Genomic DNA, 12,800 nt, shown 5'->3' with positions numbered 1-12,800 from the left:
ATTTTGGACTACTATATAGTATAGGCTATATTCATCTAAACCCTTGAGCCTATCTTTTGCGGGATTTTGCACGACAAGACTGCAAACCCGCTAGAGGCTAGCAGCAAAACGTCTCTGATAACCTCATTACAAACGTACGGGTGTAAATATTCTACTGCTAGTGGGTCCTATTATGATGGATTATTATAAAGAGTACTGCTATGACGTTTTCTTTAGTATCTTCGGTAGTAACTAGTACACTAATCAACATTCTTACTACTAATCCATACTAAACGTCGAGCGTACAAGACCGTGTACTATGCTATTCGAGAGGTGGAAGCCGCGGTTCATCGAGGCTTTCCAGCTGTCTGGAATCAATTCCAACAGATAATCGATGAGGCGGTACAAATTGACGACTCCAGTAGCATCTGGTCGGGGTATAAAGGCCAAGACCCGCCCGGGACGGCCGTCACTGCGGCGGGTCGTCTCAGTCGGGACGTTCGCGCTGGCGTAGAAGACACGGCGACCAGATAACGTTCGTCGCGGCGTGCCGCGACGTGCTACAGGTATTCATGGCCAGCCTGGTATCAGATACGGAACCGACCTAGATCCAGTAATTCAAGAGGCTGAAGACCTCCTCCCAGCCTCTGGGGAAGGTCTGGATTGACGGTCTCCAAGCCTATCGACAAATGGAGTACACTCACCAGATCGTCGTACACGATGAGACGTACGTTTCGCCCGACGGTATCCATATCAACCAGGTTGAGTGCCTCTTCTTGCTTGTCAAACCATGTCTACGGAAATTTCGCGGTCTGTCCAAGCACGACTTGGAACAGGCCGCTCACACATTTGGAATCGTCCGTTCGTTAAATCTCGCTGGCGCATCCCTCGTGAGCGCCATCGACTGCCTTGCTATGGGGACATTCCACAGCTCTACATAAGAGCGAGAATAGATGACTAGGGTGGATATGAGCGTCACGAAAAATTGATCTCTGATATTGAAACTGACTCCGAAGACCAACCAGAGGAATACCAGGGCACAATAACGTTTGACGGGGGGTTCAAATAATAAAATCCTCGAATATCTCCAGGTAATCAAGTCGAACCGATCATGGGACCTACCTTCCTTACATAGTAGTGGTCTGGGAGAGACTAATCATATCCTGCCTATTTAGAGACCCAACCTAGATCAAACAGTTTATCTTGTCCTAGTTCCTATCGTTATACATGGAGATCGACGAATTCCTTAGTGGTGACCAGCTTACAGGTCGGCAAGCAGCGACTATCTTCTTTCTATGGCTTGCACTAGTTTTTTCAGCCGGTATCTTTCTTCTTCTACGCACAAGTGGGTCAATACCAAGCTAGTCTTGGTTTCATCCTTGGCTGATGGATGAAATCTGTTTTAAGTTGGTGACATTCTCTTCTTTTGGTGAGTAAACAAAAATTCAAAGAAGAATATCAGTCATATTTGGTAATTACTGAGCGAATGCAGGAGGAGGATGCTACAATCTATCTCACTTTCACCTCAAATATCATCTCATCCGGATTGTGTGAAGTAGTTGCGTATCTTGTTCGTGAAGGATATATTGATGTGCTTATCACCACAGCAGGGGCGTTGACAGAGGATGTCATTAAGACAGCAAAGCCATTCAAAATGGGTGATTGGGATGCTGATGAAGTAGCACTCTGCGATCGAGGGATTAACCTCTTGGGAACATTTTTGTCCCATCTGGTCGATACATGTGGTTGGAAGAATAACTTTATGACTTCTTTGATGATTTTTGTAGGCGAGAAGGTGCGGACTCCGGCAGCATTTGCACGCGAATTAGGAGAAACACTTACTGACGAGGATTCTGTTTGAAACAGGCTGCAGATAACGATGTACCGGTGTACTGTCCGGCATTAACAGATGCTGAGGTAGGTAACTTCCTCGACTACTATCGCCAGGGATACGATTCCGAAGTTGGTATCAGTTAGCGGTATCCGTTGATCCGTTTGGATCGATTCTTTCATAGTCTGTTTCGGCTGTGGTTCCAAGTCGGTCAACAAAATCCGTAATGAGAGTCGCCGCAGTTTCATCTTCCTTCCCTTTATCACGATTCGAGTTTAGAGGGAGATTGTAAACTGTAATCTCAACACAAGTAAGATCTGTAAGGGATCCATTGTCACTTTCGAGGTTGAGAATCGCACCAGTGAAAATTACGAGAGTCCGCTGCTCATCGACATCCAAATACTGTACACTCATTGTTTCCAAGGTCGCCACGAGATCAACTGTGTCTGACAAAGCATAGGTGTGAGAGACGCTGACTGGATCAGTCATTGTATGATAGTACAATGTCACACCTATAGTAGCTTTTCACACGCCGGTCAAGACGTGAACCTCCCAGTTAGGCTCAGCAGATGGAAATCGGTGCCGTATCGATAGCGCAGAACCCATTTACGATCAGGTCGAGTCACACTTATCGGGCGGCAAGTACGGGCTCAAACGAAAACTGATATCTACGAAGGATCATCGTATACCTCAACCTACTGCGTCGAAAATGGTCAGGTTCGATCCACGAAAGAGTGTGACACTAACTAATATATTACTGGATAGATTGCCTTTGTAGCCGATATCACCAACAGATGACACGACTGTTGTCGAATAGATGCCAGCAGACAGCACGCCAGTTGCGTTCTAATCAGTCAGTTCGCACTGGCAGAGTCGTTCTTGCACGTCAGCCTCGACCGCCGAGACGTGTCACAACGTGCCTGTGACCAGTGTGTCGATCGGAAGGCCAACTACGACGGGTGCAAGACCCACATCGAGGCGAACATCGCCGAAGCCAGAGACGAGCGAGTACAGTTCGGGGGCGGACAGCGGAATCTGGCTGATGAGAACAAGTGACTGTTAAGAATTAATAGCCGTCAGTGGTGCGTCACCGGGCTGAATTGAACACCCCTAGGACAAGAGCGATTCCAACACTGAAGATTACCAACGTCATGAACACCTTTGAGATACCTACAAGACCCCTCCAGTGACTGTTACCAGTATAGCTACCGCGGCGAACAATGCTACGAGGATTCGAAGTCTACCGACTGCGACATTGAACATACACTACAAACGGTTGCTACGTACTTAATCCTATACTGAAATATAGAAATTTAATTAATATCCAGACCATATCCGTCTCCCATTTTCGGTAGCTCTTTGCTGTCCACAGGATAATACGATATCAGCGCGCTTGAGGTGCGCGCTATGGTCGACCAGCGGGTCGGCCTTCTAGAAGAGAGGTGTAGTTGGGCTATTCTATGCGCAGACATTCAGTGCTCGCAAAGTTTATTTGTCGAACAGTATTTGAGTAAATCATAATAAAGCACATAGGGACAGACACCACAGACGACAAAAACTCGAATTCTGAGGTGGCCGTCAGGACATTGGACGTCATCAAGGAGATCGGCCAAGCATTCACCAAAGTAGAGTTACGTTGCCCACGACTTGTTCAGGTAGTCAGCAATCGAGGCGATTCACTCAGAGTAGCTACCGATCAACGAGCCAATGCAGGTTCCGTTCGACTGAAAGTAATACCATCTAGACGCGCTTCAAATTAGCCTTGAGACAGCCGGTCGACGAAACCGTCGAAAAACTCCGCAATTGGACCCCAAGGAACGCTAAGCGAGTCTAACCGCTTCTGGCCTCGAGGTTGTCGAAGGTTTAGAGGAATTCTACATCTGGTGGTGGAGCGTAGACGACGAAGCGCAGCTGCGCCACTAGCTGGAGAAGGTCATGGAAGGTGGCGACGTTGACGAGTTGGAGACAGTTGATCACGATGTGGCCGTCGGCTACGATAGCGACCGTCCGGTGGAGACCGTGAAGAGCGGGCTCACCCGCGTCAGGAACCACTCGAAGTACGGCTTCGGAGAACTTTGAGTGAAGCCGTCACTCCAGATGAAACGAACATCAATAAACAGATAAAATGACGAAGTCGAAGCACTGACAAACGAATAATGACCAGCAAGGATTCCGCAATGTCCGGTCGGTCAGACTGAATAAAGTAAATCACACTGCCAACAACTATTAGCCGATTGAAGGTGATGACAATCGTGATACTTCACTGGGTTGGGCCGAACGTATTTCCGGCTGTTGAAACTCTATTGGTGTATGGTCGGACAAGAGGGGGCCGATTGGAAAAACCAACCACAAAATCTCCTGAACGGAGTCGTAATCGTGCTGGCGCTGGTTGTGGTTCTCATGTACGTGTATCGGGGAGTGACGCTAGAGAGGACGATTTACCTCGGTTTTGCGACGATATTCTTTCTCTTGTTTGTCGCGTATCTCTCTTCGTATTGGCAGCCAATTCTATATCTCGTCGGTGTTCTCGTCTTGGGAACATTCTCAACAGTATTGATCCTCGTCAGATTCTGGGATGACCCCTTCGATTGGGTCATCCTGACAGCTAATGTCATCTTGATCGGTCTTGATCTCTATCTTTTCCTCCAAGAAGAGATAGTGTAAATAAAATAGTTCTTTACTAACCGTTATCTAAGCACACGACTGAATGACTGTTCATAGAATATCAACTTCTGTGAGACAGGTAAGTTGAGACTAAAGTGATTTTATTAGGGCTGTGATGCATAGTACCGGTCGGATTTCTGAATGAAAATTGCTATAGATTGTTTCTTAAATGCACATTCTCCTCTCTAACTGCATGATTCCCTGTTTGAAGTGGGAATATGGAAGTTTCACCACAATATTATCGAGATATATTTACATATATAGACTAGTAATATAAAGAATAAATAATTATATATTAATATCTAATCACAGCTGATATATGAATCGAAGTATCTAGGAATACGTTGGAAATCGTCCATTTTCGGCGTTCTGATTGTGGTCTTTAATAGCCTCAGTGTGTGCTGTCTCATCATCTTTCGTGCGTTCTGAGAGTTCTATTAATCGCTCTTTCTGGCCATAGACAGTTAGTGTGTCGCCGGGTTGAAGTGTATAATTTGGATCAGGGGGACTGATATACGAACCATCCTGTCGATTAATACCCAATATCATCACGCCTTCGGCATCAAGGTTCAGGTTACCAAGTGGCCCACGTATGAGCCATTTGTCATTCTTAACTTGAAGTTCAGCTACTCGGTAGTCTTCATGTAAGTCTAGAAGATGGGTGTAATCGCGAAAATCAAGCGTAGTGGTACGGTTTATTGCCCACTCAATTCCGGGTGTAATGAGCTGATTGAACCAGCGACTCCGAGCAAACATGACAATTACAATAACACCGATAATGATAGAAATCAACCGGAAAGTGTAATCCCCTCCGTCACGCGTGAATGAAAGTACAAGCGACGCAATTGAGGTAACAATGCCAAAACTTCCAGCTCTGATGAGACTTTTGACTATTATGCGTCGCTGCGGGGTCGCAAGCACCCGTTCGGTTTCATCAGTAGTAAACCCTGCACCCGAAAACGCTGAAGCAGCTTGAAATGAAGCGACTTCTTGTGCCATTCCGGTCATCATGAGTGCAACGGTCCCAGTACGAACGATCAACAGCGATACGGCGAACACGAGTAAGAGAGTGATGATTGCTCCAGACGCAGTCATGGTAGTAGGCTAATGGGAGCCCAGTATTTGACAGTTTAGACTGTTATGCTTGCAGATGCGGGGCCAAATGTCAGTGTGATGCTTCGTTGGTTGGTTCTCAAGCAGTGGATCGGCTCTTCGAACATCAATTAGTGGTCGGAACTCTTCGTAGTCGTCTTTATTCCTAATGCCGAGGACGAAGAAATTCTCTGCATCGTCCTTGTCGATGCGTCGAGCGACCCTCGCTGGGTCATGGCTTATATACCTATTACGCCCAATCTCATACTATTCCAATTATCAAATACGTTGTCAGAACTAGATCCCTCCGTTTGAGCGACCACGAGGACAATTCATCCATTCAGCGAATCAAGGGATTCCATACGGTTGTTCGTTACGTTATAGGATTCTCCGTAAATTTGAACGGGGGTGCGCAATAGACCCGTTTGACGATGTCCCTTGGTCCGATTCCGATGCAGTAAGAATCAGCCAGACGCACATATACGGGGCGTTCATAGGTACAGTTGTACCATGGGTGATCACACTAGGCCACCTAAACCAAGGATATCGCGCCGCAAGCTCTGCATCGCAGCCGGTGCCACGGGTATCTCGGCTCTCGCAGGTTGTTCGACGGGGAACTCGAATCCGTCTCAAGCCGAGAACGCAACGACAATAACGGACCATTCGTCGCCGGATCTCGAGAAGTGGGTCGATGAGGTCCCCCGACCGGGCGTCGCGGAACCGTCCGGAACGAAGGACGGGCACCCTCGCTACGAGATAGAGATGAGTGAGGTCGAGCAGAAGCTACACCGCGATCTCCCAGCAACGACCGTTTGGGGCTATGACGGACAGTTCCCGGGTCCGACGATCGAGGCCGAGCAGGGTGAACCGATCTACGTCCGCTGGACGAACGACCTCCCGGACGAGCATCTCCTGCCCGAAGATACGACGATTCACAGCGACCTCATTCCCTACGATATGCCAGGCGTACGGACCGTAACGCACCTCCACGGCGGAAACGTCGAGTCTGAGAGCGACGGCCACGCGCAGGCGTGGTTCACTCGAGACTTTCAGGAGACGGGCCCCGAGTTCCAGAAGAAAGACTACTACTACATAAATGACCAGCCGCCGGCGACGCTGTGGTATCACGATCACTCGCTCGGCATTACGCGATTAAACGTCTATGCCGGCCTCGCGGGGTTCTATCTCCTGCGGAACGACCACGAACGGAGCCTCGGTCTGCCCAAGAACGAGTACGAGATCCCGCTCGTCCTCCAGGATCGGAGTTTCGAGGAGGACGGATCGTTGTTCTATCCGACGGCCATCTCGGACGAGAAAGGCGGCAGCGACGAGTCACACCCCGATCCGAGTATCGTTCCGCAGTTCTACGGCGACACGTCGGTCGTCAACGGGAAGGCCTGGCCTCGGCTCTCCGTCGAACCCAGATTGTATCGGTTCCGGCTCCTCAATGGGTCAAACAGTCGATATTACACCCTCAAACTCCGCCAATACAACGAGTCGTCGGGCGAGACTGGTGGAGATGGACCATCGTTCGTCCAGATCGGGAACGATGGCGGTCTCCTCTCAACACCGGTAGAGATCGACGATCGCCTCGAGGTCGGCTCCGGCCAGCGTGCCGACGTCGTCGTCGACTTTTCCGAATACGCAGGAGAGACGCTGCTGCTCCACAACAACGCGCCCGCTCAGTATCGTGGCAGGACGGGTTTGAGGGACGACAACATTGTTCCGCTCCCCGAGATCATGCTCGTGGACGTGAGCGACACAGGGGACTCACAGGATACTACTGAGCTCCCCGACGAGCTCACTCGTGTTCCGGACATCCCAGTCGATTCGGTCGACAACGAACGATATCTCACGCTCAACGGTGGTGCGACCGACGACTACGGACGGCAGCTCCACTTGCTCGGAACGGCACAAGAGCGAGATGGCCTCAAAATCGATGACCCTGTGACCGAGAAACCCGCGCTCGGTGATACCGAGATCTGGAGTTTTGCCAACCGGAGCGGGATGTCCCATCCGATGCATCTTCACCTCGTCCACTTCCAAATGCTGGGACGACAGCCGATCGGGGACTACGAACCCAACGAGGACGAGATCGACCTCGACGCACTTGAGGCGCCCAAGCCGTACGAACGAGGATGGAACGACGTGATCACTGTCGATCCCGGTGAGATAGTCCACGTGATCACCCACTTCGGAGAGCACGACGGACTGTTCAACGATCAGACGGGCACGTACATGTGGCACTGTCACATGCTCGAACACGAGGACCACGACATGATGCGGCCGTTTACCGTCCTGCCGAACGGTGATGAGGACGCCAATAGCAACGGCGGCGACGATTCGACGACCCAGCGCTGAAGCGATGGGGTCGTCGGAAGACTCCCGTCAGCTAAACGACCTCAAGGCCTTATAAAGCTGCCTGGCGGCGTCTTCCGCACCTTAGTCGTCGTCTTCTAAGTCTGGGCGGGTGACACTCTCGACGAACAGGTCGTCGCTAGTCGCAAGTAGTGAGTCGTCGATCAGGTACGAGGTCATCCCGGAGATATGACTGGGCGTGTAGACGGCCTCAATGGAGACGTCACCGACTTCGAACTCGTCGCTGTCCGCTGAGAGAGTCAGTTCGTCAGCGTAGGTGACGCCGCGGTCGACCGTCGCCTCAGGGATGACGCCCTCGTCGGCGAGATTGCGGACGCCCGAGGTATGGTCCGCGTGGATGTGCGAGTCGGTTGCGTACTCCAGTTCGGCACCGAGCCGTCGGCGTCCTCGAAGCGATCTCCGACGCGGAAGATGCTTCCCCAACTATCCTCGAGCCACCGTTAAACGATGTCGTGGATCCCGCCACGCTGGACCGATTGTTCGAACCGACCGCTACCGACGACTCGGCCTGAGTCGGACGCGTTTCGCTCAGCTGTCACGTATACGACGTAACAATCATCTCGAATAGTTCTATTGGGCCTTGTTTAGACGCTCAAACGTTACAGTGTAGAGTCGATCGAATACTTATCGCCGTGCTAGTATCTCGGGGAAAATACCAAATCTACTAGGAAATGAAGCGGGACGGGTTCGTTGTGCACACGAAGACCTCCCGCTTCACAGAGAAGATTGTATCGCTCGCCCAAAAAGCCGTCGTTGGTACGCCAGCTCCAGCCTACCGTCCGGGAAAAGAAGGCTACGCTGACTGGCTGATTCTCGCCGTTCAGGGATTGAAAGAGTATCTCGGCCATCCGTACCGGAAGCTGATGGATGTCCTCCGCGAGATGCCAAGAGTGACGGAATCACTCGGATTGACGCCTGAAACGGTCCCACACTTCTCGACCGTGTGTACGCGAAAGCAGTCGATTCCGATGAAGCGGTGGCGAGCGATCCTTGATCAGTCCGTCGAACTGTATGATCTCGGTGATGTGCAGGCGATCGACGCAACCGGTGTCGATCGCGTCCAGGCCAGCCAGCACTACGCAAAACGGACGGACTACACGTTCGAGGCGGTGAAGACGACGCTGCTCATTGATTGTGAAACCAGTGCGATTCTCGATATACATTGTTCGATGAAACAACCGCACGATACGCAAGTCGGCTGGCAGGTGTTAGTGCGGAATCTAGACGATTTGGCGACTGTCGCTGCCGATAAGGGCTACGACTGGGAGGAGCTTCGTACGAGGTTGCGTGCGGAAAGTATCACGCCGCTGATTCCGCAGCGAGATCCTGGACTGCGGGGGTGGGCGAGAAATTTGCTCATCAAGGATCGGGCGTACCACCAGCGCTCGAACGCTGAATCGGTGTTTTTCGGGATCCGACGCAGATACGGCAATACGCTCTGGTCGAGAACCTGGTTCGGTCAATTCCGTGAACTTGTCATGAAATCCGCGGTCCGCAACATCGAACGCGCCATAGAGAACTCACAGTCGTGAAATCACGCGTTCAAACAAGGCCGTTCTATTGAATTAGAGTAATGAGACTTCAAGCGGTAATTCAGGAGTTCTCAATTATTGTCGGCTATCAGTTATACCCAGACCGGGGCGGGTTGCTCTATCTGAACCAGATACCTAATCCCAGTGATGGGCCTCATCTGACGTGGCGGTCTGCGGAGATGGCGTCTATCTAATGTGGCGCGATGCTGACTACGGCGCTGGAGTAATCCTGACCAGACTTTCTGGATGAGTTACAGCCGTTCTCGATTATCCCAGAGAGTCCACATCAAAGCAGTCCCTCAACGAGCGAACCCTGTATGGGGTGAGCGAAGTAGGGAAGGTAGATCATAAGTAACAATTAAACTAGATGGAGTTGCATACTCAGATACGCCAACCCACGTCATGGGACCTCGAAGGCTGTAAAATTCAGTTAAATATCAGTACCGGAACCAGTGATGGGTGGCATTCTGATAGAGATGATAAAATCCTCCTGTTTCGTTTTTCGAACCGTAACATCGCCAATAATACTAAACGGAATCTACAGGAGGATCGGCGTCGAAGGGATGACTTATGACCGAAGAGAGACCGACGTATCCTTCCCTCGAGAACTCAACGGTTCGTCGCTGGACTGCGCAAACATTCAGTCGCAATAGTATTGCGACGGAGCCAGCCGACGATGATTGCTTCGATCATAAGTGGCCGGCGTGCTGGGAGGCCGCCACATCGTTGCTTGAGTGGCGCAAGCCCTACGATCGCGTCGTCGACGAGGAAAATGCGCCCTTTTACCGATGGTTCGTCGGCGGCCGCCTGAACGCCGCGGAAAATTGCATCGATCGTCACCTCGAAGAGCGGAAGAATCAGGTCGCACTACGGTGGGAGGGGAAACGAGGCGAGCGCCGAACCTATACATATTACGACCTCTACCGCGAGGTGTCGGCCGTCGCAGCTGCGCTTCGCGAGCTCGGTGTCGAAGCGGAAGACGTCGTCACGATCTACCTGCCGAAGCTCCCCGAGTTGCCGATCGCGATGCTCGCCTGCGCTCGCATCGGGGCGGTCCACAATGTCGTCTTTGCGGGGTTTGCTCCCGATGCGCTCGTCAAGCGGATGCAACATGTCGACTCGTCCGCGCTCGTCACCTGCGACGGTAGTATCCGCGAGGAGACCGCGATCGACCAGAAGCGGAAAGCCGATACGGCCCTAGCATCGCTCGAGAAATCGCTCCCCACAATCGTCGTCGATCGACTCGGTGCGAGCCACGGGACGCATCTCGGTGAGAACCAATACGACTACGACGACCTTGTCGAGACGTACGCCGGCGCAGATGTGACTCCAGTGTCGCGGAAGTCGACCGATCCCCTCTTTCACATTCACACGTCAGGGACAACCGGCGACCAGCAACGAATGACTCACGCGACCGGGGGCTACCTCACAGGTGTTGCGTGGACGGCTCAGGAAGTATTCGACCTCACGCCAGGGACCACAATCTGGTGTACGGCCGATATCGGGTGGATTACCGGCCACTCCTATGTTGTCTACGGGCCGCTTCTCTCGGGTGCAACGGTAGTCCTTGTGGAGGGGAGTCTCCGCTATCCTGATCGCCACCGGCCATGGGAGTTGATCGAACGAAACGGCGTGGAGGTCTTTTATACAACACCAGGAGTGATCCGGACGTTTATGAAGTGGGGCGAGTCGTTTCCTTCGTCCCATGACCTGTCGTCGCTACGCCTGCTCGGTACCGTCGGTGAACCGATCGGTCCGGATACGTGGGAGTGGTACTATACCCATGTCGGTGAGGAACGGTGCCCGATCGTCGACACGTGGTGGCAGACCGAAACCGGATGCGTTCTCATTTCGGTCCGTCCCGGAATCGACGAGTCGAAGCCCGGTTCGGTCGGCCCACCGTTACCTGGAATCGAAATCCAGATCGTCGACGAAGACGGCCGCAAACTCCCGCCGGGCGAACCCGGTTATCTGACGATTGACCGCCCTTGGCCGTCGATGCTCGCTCCGCTCGAGAGTGACCGGTACTGGGTTCTCGCGGAGTACTGGCAAGCGTTTTCGGACCCGCGGGCGGATACCTGGCGGTATTTCACAGGTGACCGTGCCGTCGTTGACGACGATGGGTACGTGACGATCGTCGGCCGTGATGACGATGTGATCACAATCGGTAACCGCCGCCTCGGAACGGCCGAACTCGAGGCTACAATCACGACGGTAGACGGCATTACCGAAGCTGCTGCCGTCGCCGAGAGTACTGCTGGCGAGACGTCACTTTGTGTCTTTGTAACCCTCGAGCAAGAACAGCAAGATCAGAATGTCGTCGAAGACGCCATCGCGGATGCAGTCGTCGAGCACGTCGGTGAGTTCGCACGGCCAGCGAGCATCGTATTCACGCCCGAACTACCCGAAACCTACTCCGGGAAGACTATGTATCGGCTCCTCGAGCGTGTCGTCGACGGTCGAGAACTTCCGAACAGCGACAGCCTACGGAATCCGGAAATTCTCGGTGAGCTCGCAACGATCTGGAATCGACAGTGAGCAGTCGAAAGTATTTCTGACTACGGTCTCCTCGTTCACTGGCTGACAGGACATTTTACATCCCTGATCCTTTGTTGAGTGATTAGGAAAGACAATTTCTATAGAATCGGAATCCGACAAAGATACATCACTGGAAGCGACTAACTACGACGGCCCGCTCCTAAAAAGTGAAATGAGATGTGTATCGATCCGAAGTCGCTGTAGCCACATCGACATTATTATGATTCATCCGGAATAAACACTCTATATCTTCCCGGTAACCGCCAGAGGCACCTCAATCACCATGAACGAAATCCCTTCCCAGTTACAGACATTCGATATCGCGGAAACTGACGACGTAGTACGAGAGTATCTAAAAACGGAGTGTCTGGATCATCCGACGAGAGGTCCTTACATAAAATCACGAGTACTATACGAGGGTGTCGAAGGTGAAATCGACGACCGGTTTTCACTGGAGTTGTTCGGGTTATTCTGTGAAAGTCGACCGTACTTAGAGAAGTGGTCGAGAGGATACAACGGATCATATCGCTATCAAATCCTGCAAGAGCATCTCCGCTAACGGTTTCTGCATAGGATCTCCAAGGGAGATGGTACCGAGTCAGGCGAATCATTATACCGTATCAGTCGGTACAAAGAGATATAACCAAGCAGACAGCAAAAACTACAGAACGGTCACTGGACGTAATCGACACGATTCAGAGAGTGGGTAGTGCAACGCTTGATGAACTGGCCGAGGAGTTGGAGATCGCGAGAAGTGCGATTCACCTCCATCTCACAAAGGAGGG

The 12,800-nt window shown here is 51.8% G+C and carries 9 protein-coding genes and 3 pseudogenes; 9 read left to right on the top strand and 3 right to left on the bottom strand.

The features are described 5' to 3' along the window. Positions 1-276 precede the first annotated feature (276 nt). A pseudogene (locus HYG81_RS39490) lies at positions 277-920 on the top strand (IS1595 family transposase); the annotation flags it as partial. A 545-nt stretch (positions 921-1,465) separates the two neighbouring features. Next, positions 1,466-1,956: pseudogene (locus HYG81_RS39485) on the top strand (deoxyhypusine synthase family protein). Here the strand turns inward: HYG81_RS39485 and HYG81_RS39480 are convergent. Continuing rightward, entirely contained in the window at positions 1,949-2,299 is a 351-nt protein-coding gene (locus HYG81_RS39480) for a hypothetical protein (RefSeq protein ID WP_226777628.1), read from the bottom strand. The pseudogene HYG81_RS39485 and the gene HYG81_RS39480 overlap by 8 nt on opposite strands. Positions 2,300-2,716: 417 nt before the next feature. Between HYG81_RS39480 and HYG81_RS39475 the strand changes: the two genes are divergently transcribed. The 3 genes from HYG81_RS39475 (at position 2,717) to HYG81_RS39465 (ending at position 4,474) form a co-directional block, all read left to right on the top strand. After that, positions 2,717-2,866, top strand: a complete 150-nt coding sequence (locus tag HYG81_RS39475) for a hypothetical protein (RefSeq protein ID WP_226777627.1) — start codon at positions 2,717-2,719, stop codon at positions 2,864-2,866. An 879-nt stretch (positions 2,867-3,745) separates the two neighbouring features. Beyond that, positions 3,746-3,889, top strand: a complete 144-nt coding sequence (locus HYG81_RS39470) for a hypothetical protein (protein WP_425607555.1) — start codon at positions 3,746-3,748, stop codon at positions 3,887-3,889. 231 nt (positions 3,890-4,120) lie between these two features. Next, positions 4,121-4,474 carry a hypothetical protein gene (locus HYG81_RS39465; protein WP_226777626.1) on the top strand — a complete coding sequence of 118 codons (354 nt, stop codon included), beginning with the start codon at positions 4,121-4,123 and terminating at the stop codon, positions 4,472-4,474. 333 nt (positions 4,475-4,807) lie between these two features. Here the strand turns inward: HYG81_RS39465 and HYG81_RS39460 are convergent, their stop codons facing one another. Continuing rightward, the gene (locus HYG81_RS39460) at positions 4,808-5,569 is read right to left on the bottom strand and encodes a TrkA C-terminal domain-containing protein (protein ID WP_226777625.1); all 762 of its coding nucleotides are present in this window, start codon (positions 5,567-5,569) and stop codon (positions 4,808-4,810) included. 507 nt (positions 5,570-6,076) lie between these two features. Between HYG81_RS39460 and HYG81_RS39455 the strand changes: the two genes are divergently transcribed. Then, complete coding sequence (locus HYG81_RS39455) at positions 6,077-7,927, top strand: multicopper oxidase family protein (RefSeq protein WP_226777624.1); 1,851 nt, start codon at positions 6,077-6,079, stop codon at positions 7,925-7,927. 84 nt (positions 7,928-8,011) lie between these two features. On the opposite strand, the pseudogene HYG81_RS39450 reads toward HYG81_RS39455, so the two are convergent. Then, positions 8,012-8,320: pseudogene (locus tag HYG81_RS39450) on the bottom strand (MBL fold metallo-hydrolase); the annotation flags it as partial. Between HYG81_RS39450 and HYG81_RS39445 the strand changes: the two are divergent. From HYG81_RS39445 to HYG81_RS39435, 3 genes are all read left to right on the top strand, one after another. Beyond that, complete coding sequence (locus HYG81_RS39445; RefSeq protein WP_226777623.1) at positions 8,296-8,457, top strand: HalOD1 output domain-containing protein; 162 nt, start codon at positions 8,296-8,298, stop codon at positions 8,455-8,457. The pseudogene HYG81_RS39450 and the gene HYG81_RS39445 sit on opposite strands and share 25 nt — an antisense overlap. A gap of 159 nt (positions 8,458-8,616) precedes the next feature. Further along, positions 8,617-9,477: an IS5 family transposase gene (locus HYG81_RS39440; protein ID WP_226777622.1), complete on the top strand. Its 861-nt coding sequence runs from the start codon at positions 8,617-8,619 to the stop codon at positions 9,475-9,477. A 570-nt stretch (positions 9,478-10,047) separates the two neighbouring features. Beyond that, the gene (locus tag HYG81_RS39435) at positions 10,048-12,015 is read left to right on the top strand and encodes an acetate--CoA ligase (RefSeq protein ID WP_226777621.1); all 1,968 of its coding nucleotides are present in this window, start codon (positions 10,048-10,050) and stop codon (positions 12,013-12,015) included. Positions 12,016-12,800: the final 785 nt, after the last annotated feature.

Origin of the sequence: Natrinema zhouii, from assembly GCF_013456555.2 — an archaeon.
Lineage (GTDB): Archaea > Halobacteriota > Halobacteria > Halobacteriales > Natrialbaceae > Natrinema > Natrinema zhouii.
This window is presented reverse-complemented; position numbering and strand designations above follow the sequence as displayed.